The organism is Streptomyces sp. NPDC002513 (assembly GCF_053595355.1).
The window spans coordinates 97,411-113,774 of the sequence record NZ_JBSFXK010000019.1; the positions used below are offsets into that span (position 1 = coordinate 97,411).

17 protein-coding genes and 2 pseudogenes are annotated in these 16,364 nt (G+C 72.4%); 9 read left to right on the plus strand and 10 right to left on the minus strand.

All coding sequences use genetic code 11. From position 1 onward, the window contains the following. Positions 1 to 29: 29 nt before the first annotated feature. Positions 30 to 674 carry a TetR family transcriptional regulator gene (locus ACWD5Q_RS15775; protein ID WP_451427551.1) on the minus strand — a complete coding sequence of 215 codons (645 nt, stop codon included), beginning with the start codon at positions 672 to 674 and terminating at the stop codon, positions 30 to 32. Positions 675 to 862: 188 nt separating this feature from the next. Between ACWD5Q_RS15775 and ACWD5Q_RS15780 the strand changes: the two genes are divergently transcribed. Next, entirely contained in the window at positions 863 to 2,086 is a 1,224-nt protein-coding gene (locus ACWD5Q_RS15780) for an acyl-CoA dehydrogenase family protein (protein ID WP_451427552.1), read from the plus strand. A 164-nt stretch (positions 2,087 to 2,250) separates the two neighbouring features. Here ACWD5Q_RS15780 and ACWD5Q_RS15785 read toward each other — a convergent pair whose 3' ends face one another. Beyond that, positions 2,251 to 2,772, minus strand: a complete 522-nt coding sequence (locus ACWD5Q_RS15785; RefSeq protein WP_451427571.1) for a cupin domain-containing protein — start codon at positions 2,770 to 2,772, stop codon at positions 2,251 to 2,253. A gap of 20 nt (positions 2,773 to 2,792) precedes the next feature. Then, positions 2,793 to 3,863: pseudogene (locus ACWD5Q_RS15790) on the minus strand (type III polyketide synthase); the annotation flags it as partial. Between the two features lie 186 nt (positions 3,864 to 4,049). Here ACWD5Q_RS15790 and ACWD5Q_RS15795 point away from each other — a divergent pair. Beyond that, entirely contained in the window at positions 4,050 to 4,718 is a 669-nt protein-coding gene (locus ACWD5Q_RS15795; protein ID WP_451427553.1) for a transcriptional regulator, read from the plus strand. A 304-nt stretch (positions 4,719 to 5,022) separates the two neighbouring features. Here the strand turns inward: ACWD5Q_RS15795 and ACWD5Q_RS15800 are convergent, their stop codons facing one another. From ACWD5Q_RS15800 to ACWD5Q_RS15820, 5 genes are all read right to left on the minus strand, one after another. Continuing rightward, positions 5,023 to 5,259 carry a DUF6213 family protein gene (locus ACWD5Q_RS15800; protein ID WP_451427554.1) on the minus strand — a complete coding sequence of 79 codons (237 nt, stop codon included), beginning with the start codon at positions 5,257 to 5,259 and terminating at the stop codon, positions 5,023 to 5,025. 25 nt (positions 5,260 to 5,284) lie between these two features. Continuing rightward, positions 5,285 to 6,670: an NADP-dependent succinic semialdehyde dehydrogenase gene (locus tag ACWD5Q_RS15805; RefSeq protein WP_451427555.1), complete on the minus strand. Its 1,386-nt coding sequence runs from the start codon at positions 6,668 to 6,670 to the stop codon at positions 5,285 to 5,287. Between the two features lie 83 nt (positions 6,671 to 6,753). Continuing rightward, a complete protein-coding gene (locus ACWD5Q_RS15810; RefSeq protein WP_451427556.1) occupies positions 6,754 to 7,218 on the minus strand; it encodes an NUDIX domain-containing protein in 465 nt (154 codons plus the stop codon). Then, on the minus strand, positions 7,215 to 8,753 hold the full coding sequence (locus ACWD5Q_RS15815; protein WP_451427557.1) for an ATP-dependent DNA ligase: 1,539 nt from the start codon (positions 8,751 to 8,753) through the stop codon (positions 7,215 to 7,217). Before ACWD5Q_RS15815 ends, ACWD5Q_RS15810 begins: the two co-directional genes overlap by 4 nt. A 29-nt stretch (positions 8,754 to 8,782) precedes the next feature. Then, a complete protein-coding gene (locus ACWD5Q_RS15820; RefSeq protein ID WP_451427558.1) occupies positions 8,783 to 9,730 on the minus strand; it encodes an NAD(P)/FAD-dependent oxidoreductase in 948 nt (315 codons plus the stop codon). A gap of 77 nt (positions 9,731 to 9,807) precedes the next feature. On the opposite strand from ACWD5Q_RS15820, the gene ACWD5Q_RS15825 reads away from it, so the two are divergent. The 6 genes from ACWD5Q_RS15825 to ACWD5Q_RS15850 all read left to right on the plus strand — a co-directional run bounded on the left by ACWD5Q_RS15825 (position 9,808) and on the right by ACWD5Q_RS15850 (position 14,202). Further along, positions 9,808 to 10,380 carry a helix-turn-helix domain-containing protein gene (locus ACWD5Q_RS15825; RefSeq protein ID WP_451427559.1) on the plus strand — a complete coding sequence of 191 codons (573 nt, stop codon included), beginning with the start codon at positions 9,808 to 9,810 and terminating at the stop codon, positions 10,378 to 10,380. Positions 10,381 to 10,473: 93 nt separating this feature from the next. Beyond that, a complete protein-coding gene (locus tag ACWD5Q_RS15830; protein ID WP_451427560.1) occupies positions 10,474 to 11,445 on the plus strand; it encodes an NADPH:quinone oxidoreductase family protein in 972 nt (323 codons plus the stop codon). Beyond that, the gene (locus tag ACWD5Q_RS15835) at positions 11,442 to 12,626 is read left to right on the plus strand and encodes an acyl-CoA dehydrogenase family protein (RefSeq protein WP_451427561.1); all 1,185 of its coding nucleotides are present in this window, start codon (positions 11,442 to 11,444) and stop codon (positions 12,624 to 12,626) included. The genes ACWD5Q_RS15830 and ACWD5Q_RS15835 overlap by 4 nt, the downstream gene beginning before the upstream one ends. Continuing rightward, on the plus strand, positions 12,623 to 13,732 hold the full coding sequence (locus ACWD5Q_RS15840) for an acyl-CoA dehydrogenase family protein (RefSeq protein ID WP_451427562.1): 1,110 nt from the start codon (positions 12,623 to 12,625) through the stop codon (positions 13,730 to 13,732). The genes ACWD5Q_RS15835 and ACWD5Q_RS15840 overlap by 4 nt, the downstream gene beginning before the upstream one ends. Positions 13,733 to 13,761: 29 nt before the next feature. Next, positions 13,762 to 13,905 (plus strand): hypothetical protein, encoded by a 144-nt coding sequence (locus ACWD5Q_RS15845; protein WP_451427563.1) that lies wholly within the window; start codon positions 13,762 to 13,764, stop codon positions 13,903 to 13,905. 102 nt (positions 13,906 to 14,007) lie between these two features. After that, complete coding sequence (locus tag ACWD5Q_RS15850) at positions 14,008 to 14,202, plus strand: hypothetical protein (RefSeq protein WP_451427564.1); 195 nt, start codon at positions 14,008 to 14,010, stop codon at positions 14,200 to 14,202. Between the two features lie 17 nt (positions 14,203 to 14,219). Here ACWD5Q_RS15850 and ACWD5Q_RS15855 read toward each other — a convergent pair whose 3' ends face one another. Together ACWD5Q_RS15855 and ACWD5Q_RS15860 are read right to left on the minus strand one after the other, a co-directional pair. Further along, positions 14,220 to 15,449 carry a phosphodiester glycosidase family protein gene (locus ACWD5Q_RS15855; RefSeq protein WP_451427565.1) on the minus strand — a complete coding sequence of 410 codons (1,230 nt, stop codon included), beginning with the start codon at positions 15,447 to 15,449 and terminating at the stop codon, positions 14,220 to 14,222. Positions 15,450 to 15,524: 75 nt separating this feature from the next. Then, positions 15,525 to 15,863: a DUF779 domain-containing protein gene (locus tag ACWD5Q_RS15860; RefSeq protein WP_451427566.1), complete on the minus strand. Its 339-nt coding sequence runs from the start codon at positions 15,861 to 15,863 to the stop codon at positions 15,525 to 15,527. Positions 15,864 to 16,028: 165 nt separating this feature from the next. On the opposite strand from ACWD5Q_RS15860, the pseudogene ACWD5Q_RS15865 reads away from it, so the two are divergent. Next, positions 16,029 to 16,142: pseudogene (locus tag ACWD5Q_RS15865) on the plus strand (RNA-guided endonuclease TnpB family protein); the annotation flags it as partial. Positions 16,143 to 16,364 lie beyond the last annotated feature (222 nt).

The window sequence follows — 16,364 nt, forward strand, 5'->3', positions numbered from 1 at the left end:
CCGCGACGAGCTGTCGGGCGGCGGGGGACTCAGAACCGGGGGCCGCCGACGCGGTCCCCGGCGGCCGCCAGCCGGCCCCAGAGCAGGTCCGCCAGGCTGCGCACCAACTCCGCCCGGGAGCAGGGCCGTTCACCCAGCCACCAGTCACCGGCGGCGTGCATCATGCCGACGATGCCGTGTCCCCACACCCGGGCGAGCTGGTGGCTGTCCGGACCGAGGTCCAGGCGCTCCTCGATGACCTGGCCCAGTTCCTCGCCCATGCGGCGCAGCACCGGGATGGAGTGCCGGCCGGTGTCGAAGCCCTGGTCGTTCTGTGAGCCGCCCTCCGCCGGATGCATCAGGAAGCGGTAGACCTGCGGCCGTGCCTCGATGGCCGCGAGATAGGTGTCCAGGGTGGCCTCCACCCGCTCCCGCCGGTCGGCCGGGGCGTCCAGCGCCGCCCGCAGCGAGTCGAGCAGCGCGTCCGTGTGGCGCTTGGCGAGCGCGGCGTACAGCCCGCCCTTGTCGCCGAAGTGGCGGTAGAGGATCGGCTTGGTGATGCCGGCCTCGGCGGCGATGGCGTTCATCGAGGCCCCGGGGCCGTCGCGCAGCACCACCCGGTCGGCGGCCTCCAGCAGCTCGCGCCGTCGGCGGTCGGCGGACCGCTGCTGCTCGGCCCGCTGCGTGGTGTCCATGATCTCTCCCCACCCGTGCTGAATCGGTGACGCCTGCGCAAACTAACACTGAAAGGCGGGTCAGTATCGAACGAGCGGCCGACCGTCCGTCGCGACGACCGCTTCGGCCTGGGAGTTGACTTCTCCTACTGGCGAGTAACAGACTGAAGTTACCGCAAGTAACAGGTTAGCGCAGTGCTGGAGGGGACATGGCCGAGTTCACCATGGAGCTCAACGACGAACAGAAGGAGGTCCGCGACTGGCTGCACGGCTTCGCCGCCGATGTGATCCGTCCCGCGGCCGCCGAATGGGACGAGCGTGAGGAGACTCCCTGGCCGGTCATCCAGGAGGCCGCCAAGGTCGGCATCTACTCCCTCGACTTCTATGCCCAGCAGTACTTCGACGCCACCGGTCTCGGCATCCCCATGGCGATGGAGGAGCTGTTCTGGGGTGACGCGGGCATCGCGCTGTCGATCGTCGGCACCGGACTCGCGGCCGTGGGCGTCCTCGCCAACGGCACCGAGGAGCAGATCGGTACCTGGATTCCCCAGATGTACGGCGATGCCAACGATGTCAAGGTGGCCGCCTTCTGCTCCTCGGAGCCCGACGCCGGCTCCGACGTCGCCTCCCTGCGCACGCGCGCCGTCTACGACGAGGCCAAGGACGAGTGGGTGATCAACGGCACCAAGACCTGGGCCACCAACGGCGGCATAGCCAATGTCCACGTCGTGGTCGCGGTCGTCGAACCGGAGCTGGGCTCCAAGGGACACGCCTCCTTCATCGTCCCGCCGAACACCCCGGGCCTCGCCCAGGGCCAGAAGTTCAAGAAGCACGGCATCCGCGCCTCGCACACCGCCGAGGTGATCTTCGACAACGTCCGCGTCCCCGGCTCCTGTCTGCTCGGCGGCAAGGAGAAGCTGGACGAGCGCCTCGCCCGCGCCCGGGAGAAGGCGAAGGAGGGCGGCCGGGTGAAGAACGCGGCCATGGCCACCTTCGAGGCCTCCCGTCCGGCCGTCGGCGCGATGGCCGTGGGCACCGCCCGGGCCGCGTACGAGGTGGCCCTCGACTACGCGCGCACGCGCGAGCAGTTCGGCCGGCCGATCATCGACAACCAGGGCGTCGCGTTCCAGCTCGCGGACATGCGCACGCAGATCGACGCCGCCCGGCTGCTGGTGTGGCGCGCCTCGTGGATGGCGGTCAACGGCAAGCCCTTCACGGCGGCCGAGGGCTCCATGTCGAAGCTGTTCGCCAGCGAGACGGCGAAGAAGGTCACCGCGCAGGCCATCCAGATCCTCGGGGGCAACGGCTACACCCGGGAGTACCCGGTGGAGCGGATGCACCGCGACGCGGCTATTTACACCATCTTCGAGGGCACCAGCGAGATCCAGCGGCTGGTGATCGCGCGAACCCTGTCGGGCATGCCGATCCGCTAGCACGCCCCTGCGTGCCCGCTTGCCCGCTGCTTGCCTGCTTGCCCGCGCGCCTGCCGTTCCGTGCCCGCCACGCGCTCCGTCGTGGCGGGTGTCGTCCCGTCAGCTCCTGGGCCGCCGCCCGGCGGCGGGGTCCACGCGGGCAGGCGTGCGGCCGGCCCCAGGGCTCAGCGGTGCCTGAGCGGTGTGAGCTGCTCGATGTCGTAGCGCCGGCGCAGCGCCTCGATCGCTTCCTGGTCCGGCGGACCCCCGTCCGCGAGAATCTCCAGCAGTTCCTCGAAGTAGCGCTCGTGATCCGGCGGCGGAGAGGCCTGGAAGAACATCTTCGCGGGGGTCTCCGTCGGGTTCGCGAACGCGTGGGGGCAGCCCGGCGGTACGACGATGACCGTGCCCGGAGTCGCCCGTACCACCCGGCGGCCCGATGCCGACTCCCACTTCTGCCAGCGGTCGGGGGTCCGTACGCGCGGCTCGAAGGCCAGCACGTCCAGCTCGCCCTCGAGGACGTAGAACAGCTCCTCGCTGCGGGTGTGGACATGGGCGCCGACGTCGAAGCCCGGCGGCACGATCACCTCGAACGTGGACGCCATGCGCGAGTGCGAGCCGGTCACCTTGAACGTCACGTGCTGCGCCGGCGTCCGTACGACGCGGCCATGGCCGGGCGGAACGAACAGTCCCTCGGCCGCCGCCACCCTGTCGGTCGTCGTCACGTTCACTTCTTTCCGTTCCCGGAGACATGCCAGCGGCCCAGGGCCATTTCCGCCGTGATACCGGGCCCGAAACCGGCCAGCAGCCCCCGTGCCGTGTGATCGGCGCCGCCCGCCTCGAACAGCCGGCGCAGCGCGTCCAGGACGACGGCGCTCGCGATGTTGCCGTACTCGGTCAGCGTGGCCCGGCTGAACCGGAAGGCCTCCGACGGCACCCGCAGGAACTTGCTCAGGTCGTCCAGGATCCGCGGACCGCCCGCGTGGATGATGTAGAAGTCCAGGTCGGAGGCGTTCCAGCCGTGCCGGCGTGCCAGCTCCTGCAAGGCCGGCGCGAGCGGTTCCATCGTCGTCGGCACCCGTTTGTCCAGCAGGAAGTGGAAGCCGGTGGCCCGGACGTCGTACGCGATCCACTCCTCGGTCTTGGGGATCAGGTAGGAACCGTTGCGCTCCAGCTTGACGCCGGTGCCGCCCTTGCCGCGGACGACGGCGGCCGCGATGCCGTCGCCGAACAGGCCGTTGGACAGCAGGGAGCCGACCCCGAGGTCGGTGGGCTGGTAGCACAGCGAGCAGAACTCGCAGGCCACGATGAGCGCGTTGCCGTCCGGGTAGGCCGTGCAGAAGTCGTGCGCCCGGTTGATGGCTGCGCCGCCCGCGGCGCAGCCCAGCTGGGCGATGGGTAGCTGCCGGGTGTCGGTGTTGAAGTCCATCGTGTTGATCAGCCACGCGGTCAGCGAGGGCATCATGAACCCCGTGCACGACACATAGATGATCACGTCGATGTCCGTGGTGAGCAGTTCGGCGTCGTCCAGCGCCCGCTGGACGACAGCGGGCACCCGGGCCTTCGCCTCGGCCTCGTAGAGATTGTTGCGCTCCTCGAAGCCGGGGTGCTTCAGGGTCTCCTCGATGGGTTGCACGATGTGCCGGGTCTCGACCCCGGTGTTCTCGATCAGCCGCAGCGCCAGCGGGAGGTTGGGGTGGTCCGCGTGGCGGGAGCGTGCCAGTTCGAGCGTCTCCTCCATCGTGATCACATACTCGGGAACGGAAACCGCGGGTCTGCACAGAGTGGCCATGGAGCGCGCCTTCTTTCGCCTTGGCGGGGGACTCGTCGCCCCCGGCGGAAGGGGTTCACCCGTATGAGGGCTTCACCCACGATCGCCCGGCGGGGCTGCGATATCTCGTCGGGTTACTCCGCTTCAGTGATGCACGCACGGTGACGTTCCGGGCGTGCCCGGTGAGCCGGACGAGGCGGAGGAGGAGCGCCGATGGCGCGCACGGCCAGGGAACTGCTGGAGGAGGCCGTCCGGAAGCTCGCCCCGGATCCGCACGCCAACCGGCTGCTTCCGCTGATCGCCCGGGGTGCGGCCCGGCCGGCCACCCTCGCGGCGCTCGCCCTCGAACAGCGTGCGGTGATCGCCTCGGACCGCAGGGCGTTCCTCCATCTGACCGAGCGGTCGCGGGACGAGCCGGCGTGCGCGGCCTTCTTCGCCGCGCTTGCGGACGGTGAAGCCGTGGCCCAGGATCGTCTGGGTGCCTACGCCGCCGTCTGCCGCGCCGACGAGGCGGCGGACACCTACGAGCCGCCGGCGGACTGCCAGGGCTATCCCGCGTATGTGGCCTGGCTCGCCCTGAACGGGGAGCCGGCCGACGTCGTCCTGGCCCTGGGTGCCAACGTCGCGGCCTGGGGCGGCTACTGCGCGTCGATCGCGCAGGCGCTGCGCCGCCACTACGGCTACGACGACGCGGCCTGCGGCTTCTTCGACTTCTTCGCCGAGCCGTCGGCGGACCTGCGCCGCAGGGCCGAGGAGGCCGTGCAGGAGGGCCTGGACGCCGGCCGTCTGGACGAGGACCGCGCACATCGCTACGGCCGGCTGCTGCGGGGGTACGAGACCCGGTTCTGGCACGCCCTGTGGGAGCTGGACGCGCGGGGCTGACCCGTCCCGGGTGGGGAAGGACAGCAAAAAGCCCTGGTCCGTACGGGCGTTGAGCGCGGCTCGGGTGGTGCCAGGCCGCAGAGTGGGATCAGGAGGCGTGGGGGAGGGCGTGCGGCGGGTGCGCATCAGAAGGAGGTAGGTCGCGCTGCGCGGCACGGCCGCCGCCGGACTCACCGCCACGCACGCCATCGGCGACGCGGCCGTCCGTCACGTCCTCGACTCGGTCGAGACGGCGATCAGTGCGGGCGGCGCAGCCCTCCGGCACCGCGTCGAACACATCGAGACCGTCCCCGACTGCCAGCCACTAGCTGAGTGAGCCGCTGCTGTGCGCGATGCACGCCACATCGATCCGGTCCGCCAGCTTGGCCAGCTCGATGGTCAGCGCGGCCACGGTGTCCTCGTCGAGCCCGTCCTCGCCGGCCTCGACGAGCCGCAGCCACCGGCCGCCCACCGTGCGCAGCAGCTTGCTGACGTCTCCGGCCGCCACCTGCAACGTGCCGCGGTCGTCGACGATCAGAGGCAGGGTCACTTCGCGGTTCACAGCAGGGATCGTAGCCGCGGAACGCTCACGCCCCGTGCCATACGGTGGTGATGTTGCAGAACTCGCGGATCCCGTGTCCGGACAGCTCCCGGCCGTAGCCGGAACGCTTGACCCCGCCGAACGGGAACGCCGGATGGGACGCCGTCATCCCGTTGATGTACACGCCACCGGCCTCGAGGTCCTGGACGAAACGGTCCACCTCGGTTCCGTTGTGCGTCCACACGTTCGAACTCAGTCCGAACGGCGAGTCGTTCGCGATCGCGACCGCCTCGTCGATGCCGGCCGCCCGGTAGAGCGTGGCGACCGGGCCGAACGCCTCCTCGCGGTGGATGCGCATCTGCGGGGTCACCTCGGCGAGGACGGTCGGCGGGTAGTACCAGCCGGGACCGTCCAGGCGCTCACCGCCGCACAGCACCGCGGCGCCGCGGCCGGCCGCGTCGTCGACCAGTTCCTCCAGGTCGGCGCGGCCCCGCTCGCTGGCCAGCGGCCCGATCTCGGTCTCCTCCCGCATCGGGTCGCCGATCCTCAGCGCCTTCATCCGGGCGGTGAACCGCTCGGCGAACGCGTCGAACACATCGGTGTGCACGATGAACCGCTTGGCGGCGATGCACGACTGCCCGTTGTTCTGCACCCGCGCCGTCACCGCCACCTCCGCGGCCCGCTCCACGTCCGCGGACGGCATCACGATGAACGGGTCGCTGCCGCCCAGCTCCAGGACCGTCTTCTTGACCTCGTCCCCGGCGACCGAGGCCACGGACCGGCCGGCCGGCTCGCTGCCGGTGAGCGTCGCGGCCTTGACCCTCGCATCGCGCAGGATCCCCTCCACCGCGCCGGAGCCGATGAGCAGGGTCTGGAAACAGCCCTCGGCGAAGCCCGCCCGGCGGAACAGGTCCTCCAGATAGAGCGCGGTCCGCGGAACGTTCGAGGCGTGTTTGAGCAGCCCCACGTTGCCCGCCATCAGCGCGGGCGCGGCGAAGCGGACCACCTGCCACAGCGGGAAGTTCCACGGCATCACGGCGAGGACCGGGCCGAGCGGCCGGTAGCGCACGATCACCCAGGAGGCACCCGAGTCCTTCACGTCGTACTCGGCGGGCTCCTCGTCGGCGAGCAGCTCCTCGGCGTGCTCCGCGTACCAGCGCATCGCCTTGGCGCACTTCGCGGCCTCCGCACGGGCCTGCCGGACCGGCTTGCCCATCTCGGTGGTCATCACCCGGGCGATGTCCTGCTCGTCCTCCTCCAGCAGGCCGGCCGCCCTGTTCATCCGCAGGGCCCGTTCGGCGAACGTGGTCGTGCGATGGGTGCGGAACGCGGCCTCGGCGGTGGCGAGCCTGCGCTCGACCTCCTCCTCGCCCAGGGCGTCGTACGTCTCGAGCATCTCGCCGGTCGCCGGATTCACGGTGGCGATGGGCATGGCTGACCTCCTGACGAACAGGCTCTGCTTCGACCTTCCCGCGCGGCGGTCGCCACCGCAACGCGGCTTCTCCTTCGGAGCTCTCAGCCCGAGTGCTCCGCGAGCCGGTCGAGAAACGCCGACTGTGCCCGCACGATCACCTCACGGGCCCGGTCGAGGCCGAACCACTCCACACGGTCCAGCTCGGGGAACTCCGCACGGCGGCCCGAGCGCGGCGGCCACTCCAGCGTGAAGGTGCCCGGCACGATCGCCGCCGGGTCGAGGTCCGCCTCGACCGCCCAGGCCATGACCACCTTGCCGCCCGTCTGCCGCACCTCGCCGAGCGGCACGGCCGCCCCGTCGGGCGGCGGCAGCCCCAGCTCCTCCCGGAACTCGCGGCGGGCGGCCTCGAAGGAGGGCTCGCCGGCCTCGTACTCGCCCTTGGGCACGGTCCACGCTCCGGCCTCGCGGCGGGCGAAGAACGGGCCGCCCATATGGCCGAGCAGGACCTCCAGACCGTGCCCGGTGCGCCGGAACAACAGCAGACCGGCGCTGCGCCGCCCGCTCATGGCGCCACCTCGGGGTGCGCGGCCAGCAGGGTCTGAACCGTGTCGGCCTCCTCGGGCCGCTTGTCCTCGCGGTAGCGCACGACCCGGGCGAAGCGCAGGGTGACACCGGCCGGGTAGCGGCTGGACCGCTGGAGCCCGTCGTAGGCGATCTCGACGACGAGTTCGGGGCGTACGGTCACCACCCGGCCGTCGTCCTCGACCGCCAGCGCCCTCAGCCGCTCGGTCTGCCAGGCGAGCATCGCGTCCGTCATGCCCTTGAACGTCTTGCCGAGCATCATGAAGGAGCCGTCCGGGGCGCGGGCGCCCAGGTGCAGGTTGGACAGCGTGCCGGTGCGGCGGCCATGGCCCCGTTCGACGGCCAGTACCACGAGGTCGAGGGTGTGCACGGGCTTGACCTTGAGCCAGGAGGCGCCGCGCCGGCCCGCACTGTAGGGGGCGTCGAGCGCCTTGACCACCACGCCCTCATGACCTCGCGCCAGGGTCTCGGCGAGGAAGTCCTCGGCGGCGGCCGTGTCCCCGGGCCCCTCCACCACGGTGCGCCGCACCCGCATGGGCTCCGGTACGAGCCGGGCCAGCTCCGCATGGCGGTCGGCGAAGGGCAGGTCCAGCAGGTCCCGGCCGTCCACCGACAGCGCGTCGAAGAAGACGGGGGAGACGGGAACGGCCGCGGCGGCGGTCGCCACGTCCAGCCGGGAGCCGACCCGCCCGGCGGTCTCCTGGAAGGACCGCGGCCGTCCGTTCTCGTCCAGCGCGATGACCTCGCCGTCCAGGATGAACCGCGCGCCCGCCAGCCCCAGGGCCGCCGCCGTGATCTCCGGCAGCCGGTCGGTGATGTCGTCGAGGGTACGGGTGTGGATGCGTACGCCGTCGCCGTCCCGGTGGACCTGCACGCGGATGCCGTCGAGCTTCTCCTCGACGGCGCACGCGCCGAGCTTCCCGACGGCCTCGGCGACGGACGACGCGGTGTGCGCGAGCATCGGCAGCACGGGCCGGCCCACCGTGAGCCGGAAGCCGCCGAGGGCCGCCGGGCCGTCGGCGAGCAGGGCCCGCGCCACGGTCTGCAGCGATCCGGCCAGCATGACGGCCCGGCGTACGTCCACCGGGCCGGCCCCCGTCGCCTCGGCCAGTCCCTCCGCGGCCAGGGCGTCCAGCGCCCCCTGCCGCACCTCACCGGTCAGCAGCCCGGTCAGGAACCGCTGCTCGTCCGCCGTGGCCGCCGCCAGCAGTTCGCCGACCAGCCGCTTGCGCTCGGTCTGGGAGCCGGTGCCGGTGACCGCGCCGATCCGGCTCAGCCGGGCGTCCACGTCCCGCACGGTGAGCGTGGGCTCGGCGGCGGGCGTGATCCGCTGCCCGAGGAGCCTCCAGCCGATGCCGAGCCGTCCCTGGGGCAGCCGCCCGGCCAGATACGGGATGACGATCGGCACGTCGTCCGCGTCGGCGTCCCGGAACAGCTCGCCGAGCAGCGCGATCTTCCGGGAGCGCGCCGACGTGGCGGCGACCTCGTGGGACACACGGGCCAGCCGGGCGAGGAGCATGCAGTCATGGTGCACCGGGGGCGGCCGGTCTACACCCGGGCGGCCGCGTCCAGGTCCGCCAGGAGCAGTTCCCCGTTGATCGCGGCCCCCGCCCGGTACCCGCGGCTGGCCGCGTTCACGATCTGCTCCGCGAATCCGGTGGCGTTGCCCGCCGCCCACAGGCCGGGCACGGTCGTCAGCCCCCGCTCGTCGACCACCGGGTACCTGCCGAACGGGGTCTCGCTCAGCTCGGCGCCCAGCCGCTCCAACAGGCCGGTGCGGGGGACGGCGCGGGGCGCGACGAACAGCACGGAGCGGTCGTGGACCGTGCCGTCCACGAGCCGGACCCCGGTGAGCCGGTCCTCCTCGGTCACCAGCCCCGCGACCTCGCCGGGCACCACGCCGACCCCGGCCGCCGCGAGCCTGCGCAGGTCCTGGTCGGACAGCTCCTCCTCGGCGACCGTGTGCAGGAACAGGGTCACGTCCTTCGACCACTGGGAGACCATCAGTGCCTGGTGCACGCTCAGCGGGCTCGTGGCGAGCACCCCGAAGGGCCGGTCGCGCACCTCCCAGCCGTGGCAGTACGGGCAGTGCAGCACATCGCGCCCGAACCGCTCGGCGACCCCGGGCACCGCGGGCAGCTCGTCCCGCAGGCCGGTGGCCACCACCAGGCTCCGGGCGTGCACGGACCGCCCTCCTTCGAGCGTCACGTCGAACGCGCCGTCCGCGTCCCGGACGGCGTCCACCACCCGGTCCCGGACCAGTTCCACGCCGTAGCGCGCGATCTCCTCACGGCCCGCCGCGAGGAACTCGGCCGGGGGCATGCCGTCCCGGGACAGATAGCCCTGCAGACGCGCGGCGGGGGCGTTGCGCGGCTCGCCCGCGTCGACGACGAGCGTGCGGCGCCGTGCCCGGCCCAGGACCAGGGCCGCCGACAGGCCGGCCGGCCCGCCTCCGACGACGACCACCTCGTAGGTTCCGCTGTTCTCCTCGGTCATGGTGACCACCTCCGCCGGAACGATGGCCCGGACGCTGCGGCATTGACAAACACATTTGCCGGAACTGCAATAGATCCATGGGTACGGACGAGGTTCTCGCGGGTGTGGGCCCCAGGCTGCGGCGGCTGCGGAAGGAGCGGGAGGTGACGCTCGCGGGGTTGTCGGAGGCGACCGGCATCTCCGTCAGCACCCTCTCGCGCCTGGAGTCGGGCCTGCGCAAGCCCAGCCTCGAACTGCTGCTGCCGATCGCGCAGGCCCACGAGGTGCCGCTGGACGAACTGGTCGGCGCCCCGCCGGTGCGGGACCCGCGGGTGCGCGGCGAGCCGATCGTGCGCTACGGCCGCACCCACTGGCCGCTCACCCGCCAGCCCGGGGGGCTCCAGGCCTTCAAGGTGGTCGAGCCGCAGCGCAGGCTCGAACCGGACCTGCGGACGCACGAGGGCTATGAGTGGCTGTATGTGCTCTCCGGCCGGCTCCGGCTCGTGCTGGGCGACCGCGACGTGGTGCTGGGGCCCGGCGAGGCCGCCGAGTTCGACACCCGGGTGCCGCACTGGTTCGGATCGACGGGGGAGGGGCCGGTCGAGTTCCTCAGTCTGTTCGGGCCGCAGGGCGAGCGGATGCACGTACGGGCGCGGCCCCGCCGGACGTGACGCGCGCGACGGTTCCCCGATAGGCAAGCGACCGCTTAGTATGCGATCGACCCGGTCGGCGAACACGACCGGCACAGCCCCTGGAGGCCGCGCATGCAGGCATGGCACGTGCACGAGAACGGCGAGCCGAGCGAGGTGATGCGGCTCGTCGAGGTGGAGCCGCCCACGCCCGGCGACGGCCAGGTCCTGCTGAAGGTGCGGGCCGCGAACGTCAACTTCCCGGACGCGCTGCTGTGCCGCGGCCAGTACCAGGTCAGGCCGCCGCTGCCGTTCACACCGGGCGTGGAGATCTGCGGGGAGACCGAGGACGGACGCCGGGTGATCGCCAACCCGGCGCTGCCGTACGGGGGTTTCGCCGAGTACGCCGTCGCCGACGCCGCGGCCGTCCTGCCCGCCCCCGAGGCCCTCGACGACGCCGAGGCCGCGGCCCTGCACATCGGCTACCAGACGGGCTGGTTCGGCCTGCACCGCCGGGCCGGTCTTCAGGCCGGCGAGACGCTGCTCGTCCACGCCGCCGCCGGAGGGGTCGGCAGCGCGGCCGTCCAGCTCGGCAAGGCCGCGGGCGCCACCGTCATCGGCGTCGTCGGCGGTGCCGGCAAGGCCGCCGTGGCCCGCGAGCTGGGCTGCGACGTCGTGATCGACCGCCGCGCGCAGGACGTCGTCGCCGCCGTGAAGGAGGCGACCGGCGGCCGGGGTGCCGACGTGATCTACGACCCGGTGGGCGGCCAGGCCTACGCGCAGTCCGCGAAGGTCGTCGCCTTCGAGGGACGGATCGTCGTCGTGGGCTTCGCCAGCGGCTCCATCCCCAGCCCCGCGCTCAACCACGCCCTCGTCAAGAACTACTCCATCCTCGGTCTGCACTGGGGCCTGTACGCCACCAAGAACCCGAAGCTGATCCTGCACTGCCACGAGCGGCTCACCGAGCTGGCCGCACAGGGCGTCGTCAAGCCGTTGGTGAGCGAGCGGGTGCCGCTGGGCGGGGCCGCGGACGCCGTGCAGCGGGTCGCCGACGGCGTCACCACCGGCCGGATCGCCGTCGTACCGGAGGACGGAGCCGCCGTATGACCGACGCAGCCGAACTGCGCGAGCGCACCCGCGCGTTGCTGGCCGCGCACCCGCCCGCCGGCACCGACCGCCTCGACTTCCTGCGGGCCCGCTTCGACGCCGGACTCGCCTGGGTGCACTACCCGGAGGGCCTCGGCGGCCTCGGCGCCCCGCGCTCGCTCCAGGCCGTCGTCGACGCCGAACTCCAGGCCGCGGGCGCGCCCGACAACGACCCGCGGCGCATCGGCATCGGCCTCGGCATGGCCGCGCCGACGATCCTCCGCTACGGCACCGAGGAACACAAGCGCCGGTACCTCAGGCCCCTGTGGACGGGCGAGGAGGTGTGGTGCCAGCTCTTCAGCGAGCCGGGCGCGGGCTCCGACCTCGCGGCGCTCGGCACCCGCGCCGTCCGCGACGACGGGGGAGACTGGGTGGTCAACGGGCAGAAGGTGTGGACCTCCAGCGCCCATCTCGCCCGCTGGGCCATCCTCATCGCCCGCACCGACCCGGACGTGCCCAAGCACCAGGGCATCACGTACTTCCTCTGCGACATGACCGACCCCGGCGTCGAGGTCCGGCCCCTGCGGCAGATCACCGGCGAGGCCGAGTTCAACGAGGTGTTCCTCACCGACGTCCGCATCCCCGACGCCCGCCGCCTCGGCGGGATCGGCGACGGCTGGCGCGTCGCGCAGACGACGCTGATGAACGAGCGCGTGTCCATCGGCGGCATGCGGATCCCGCGCGAGGGCGGCATGATCGGCCCGGTCGCCAGGACCTGGCGCGAGCGCCCCGCACTGCGCACCCACGACCTGCACCAGCGGCTGCTGACGCTGTGGGTCGAGGCCGAGGTCGTCCGGCTCACCGGCGAGCGGCTGCGCCAGCAGCTCTCCGCGAACCAGCCCGGTCCCGAGGGCTCCGGCATGAAGCTCGCCTTCGCCCGCCTCAACCAGGAGATCAGCTCACTGGAGGTGGAACTCCTCGGCGAGGAAGGCCTGTTCTACGACGACTGGACCCTGCGGCGGCCCGAACTCGTCGACTTCACCGGCCGCGACGCCGGCTACCGCTATCTGCGCGCCAAGGGCAACAGCATCGAGGGCGGGAGCAGCGAGGTCCTGCTGAACATCGTCGCCGAACGTGTCCTCGGCCTGCCCGCCGAGCCGCGCACCGACAAGGACGTCGCGTGGAAGGACCTGTCCCGATGAACGCGCAGCCGACGCAGCCCGATCTGCTGTACGCGGAGGAGGAAGAGGCGCTGCGCGCCGCCGTCCGTGACCTCCTCGACGACCACTGCGATCCCGCGGGCGTTCTCGCCCGTGCCGAGTCGGACGCCCCGCACGACCGCGCCCTGTGGAAGGCGCTCGCGCAGGACATGGGCCTTGCCGGGCTGCTGGTGCCGGAGTCCCTGGGCGGACAGGGCGCCTCGCATCGCGAGAGCGCCGTCGTCCTCGAGGAGTTGGGGCGCGCGGTCGTTCCGGTCCCGTACCTGACGAGCGCCGTCGTGGCGACCGAGGCCCTGCTGGCCTGCGAGGGCGACGAGGCCGCCGGGCTGCTGGCGGAGCTGGCGTCCGGGCGCACGGTGGGCGCCCTCGCGGTCGGGCTGTCCGCCGGCCCCGCGGGCGCCCCCGGCGTCGTACGGCTCGACGGCGGGCTGCTGCACGGGGAGTCGAGTGCCGTCGCGGACGCGGCCGTCGTCGATGTGCTGCTCGTGCCGGCCCAGGACGGTGCCCTGTACGCGGTGGACGCGGCCGCCGTGACCGTCACCCCGCAGGTGTCCCTCGACCTCACCCGGCCCCTCGCCGGCGTCACCTTCGACGGGGCACCCGGACGCCGTCTCACGGAGGACGCCGGGACGGCCGTACGCCGGGCCCTGCGGGCCGGTGCCGGACTGCTCGCCTCCGAGCAACTCGGCCTCGCGGACTGGTGCCTGACCCAGACCGTGCGCTATCTGAAGGAGCGCAAGCAGTTCAACCGGCCCGTCGGCGGGTTCCAGGCGCTCAAGCACCGGCTCGCGCGGCTGTGGCTGGAGATCGCGGGTGTGCGGGCCGCCGCGCGCAACGCCGCCGACGCGCTCGCCACGGCCGGAGCGGACACGGACGTCGCGGTCGCCGTCGCGGCGGCGTACGCGGCCCCTGTCGCCGTGCACGCCGCCGAGGAGGCCGTCCAACTGCACGGCGGGATCGGGATGACCTGGGAGCACCCGGTCCATCTGTACCTCAAGCGGGCGAAGGCGGATGCGCTCGCCTACGGGACCGCCGGACGCCACCGTGCGGCGCTGGCCGAACTGGTCGACCTGCGGCCCCCGCTGTAGGCGACGGGCAACGGGCCGGTCTCCTTCAGGTGCGTTTCCGGGCCACGCCCGAGATCGCGGGCCCGGCCCGGGACGCGCCGTGGAGCGAACTGCCGGCCGCCGGCGTGGACTGCGCCGACACACACGACCGCGCCGGCCCGGAGTCCTTCCTGGATTCCCACGAGCGGGCGTAGAACCACACGTTCGGGGGACACGTCAGCCGCCCGGACCAACCCTTCGCTACGCCACACTTGCGGCCGAAAGCCGCGCCGTGGGCGTGGCGAAGGAGGATGACGATGGCCGTATCCATCTCTGTGGTGCTGCTGCTTCTGATCATTGCGGTGATCTTCATCCGCAACGGCGCGCTGAAGATCTCCCACGCCCTGCTCTGCATACTGCTCGGCTTCGTCCTGGCCGGCTCCAGCATGGCGCCGACGTTCCACCAGGGCCTCGCGGCGACGAAGCAGATCATCGACGGGCTGCGCCCCTGACCGCCGGGAGCCGGCCGTCAGGGGGCGGAGAAGACCCCGATCCCGTCGGGCACCGGGCGTTCGACGCCCCCGCTGGGATGGTTGCGCACGGTCACCGCGCTCTCGCCCCCCAGCCGGGTGACCAGCGTCGTGGAGCCGCCGCCGTCCAGATTGAAGCCGTCGGTGGCGCCCAGCCGCCGGAGCGTGCCGGCGAGTTCGGCGAGGGTGAGCCCGCTGCGGTAGGGGGCCGCGCCGTCGAGCGCGAGGAGCAGCAGGCGCCGGCCCCCGTCCTCGATGCCCACCGCGGTACGCACGGCGGACGCCTTGTCGTCGAGGCCGGCCGAGGGCACGCCGCCCCGCAGCACGGGGAAACCGCCGATGGCGAAGCGGTACGGGATCCCGGACGAGGCCGCCACCAGACGGTGCTGCACCCGGACCCGCTCGCCCTTGAACAGCTTGCGCAGAGACCGGGCGCCCTCCTCGCGGCCCACCAGGACGGTGGTGCCGGCGGCGACGGGGCCGCCACCGGGCCGGTCGGCGGTGGCGACGACCCGGCCCTTCCTGACCGTCACCTCGTAGGTGTCCGTGCTGCACGGCGCGGCCCGCTCGGTGTCGGTCCCGCACACCGCCCGCATCCGGGAGGCCGCGCCCCAGTCCGCGGTGTACGCCCCGATCGAACCCACCGGCAGCGCGTACTGGTTGAACCCGCGCAGCGCCAGCCGTCCCTGGGGCGTGCGCACGGAGCCGCTCAGGGACAGCCGGTCCAGGCGGGCCCTGCGGTCGGTGCCCACCCCGAGCACGTCGTCCGTGTCGGCACCCGGCGGCAGGGCGGGCCCGAAGCGCTGCCCGTTCGGCACGCCGGCCTTGAGCGGGTGCCCGCCCGCCACCGCCGGGCCGTCGCTGGAACCGGTCGCCTCCACCCCCGGGTGCTGGGTCCCGGAGATGTCGAAGAAGTCGCCGTTGATCCCCGCGACCGTGCTCCGCTTACCGGCGAGCCGCGAGACGGTGGCCCGGGCGGCGACGGCGCCCGGATAGAGCAGGTCGACCCGCACACGGGGATCGCGCAGGTCGACGGTGACCAGGTGCGCGTGGGTCGTCCCGTGGGTCGCGGGGATGTCGAACTGGCTGTACAGGACGCCGGGAGCGAGGGTCCGGGTGCTCTGCACACCAGTGGCCGGCGCCGCCCCCACAAGGGCCGCACCGGCCAGCCCGCTCCAAGCCACGAGAAGGGTCAGTACCGTTCTGAGCCGTCGGTCGCGAGGCCTCATGCTTCCCCCTGATGTCTCGTCAACGTGCGCAGGAATCAGGGGAAGTGCATCAGATGGCGGTGTCCCGTGCGGTGTTCACCCGTCCACGACGCGGGAACGGATGAGAAAACGCACTCCTTCGGGTGCTTCCAGGGAGAAGCCGCTGCCACGGCCGGCCACGACGTCGACGATCAGCCGGGTGTGGCGCCACACCTCGTACTGGTTTCTCGACATCCAGAAGCCGACCGGCTCGTCGACCCCGTCGACCTCCAGCTCCGCGAGCAGCACATCCGAACCGCCGGTGCGGAACTCGCCCCTCGGGTAGCACATCGGGGCGCTGCCGTCGCAGCAGCCGCCGGACTGGTGGAACATCAGCGGTCCGTGGGCCTCCCGCAGCCGCCGCACCAGCTCGGCGGCCGCGGGGGTCAGCTCCACGCGCGGGATCACCTGGTTCCTCCGGGGATGCCCCGGCCTTCAGGCCGGGGAGGAATCGGACTCCTGCGGAGCAGGGCAGGGAAAGCTGAATCGCCGTCAGGGCGATTCGGCGTCCGCCTCGGCGGTGGCGCGCTCGGCCTCCAGCCGGTAGATGATCTCGCAGTGGTGTCCCCCAGGGACAAGAACTCCGCCCGCGTGATGCTGGTCCGGGCTGGTCTCAACCCGGCTGGTGCTGATGGCGGAAGACCTCCGGGAGCGCTGCTCCCGAAGGCAGCCTGAGCCAGGAATCCCCTCCCTGAAGTTATCAGCGGTTTGAGGCGGGCAGTGGGTAGTTCTTCCAGCTAGATCCGTTGATGACATCTCATCAACGGGGCCTGGCCTCGCTGTTGTCGGTCAGGGGCTAGCGGCAAGGCCGTGAAGTTTGTGGCTGGGGCACGTTGTCAAGGGCTTGCGGCCGCAAGGATTTCGATGCTGGTGGTGGCTTTGTAGCTGGTTCGGTCG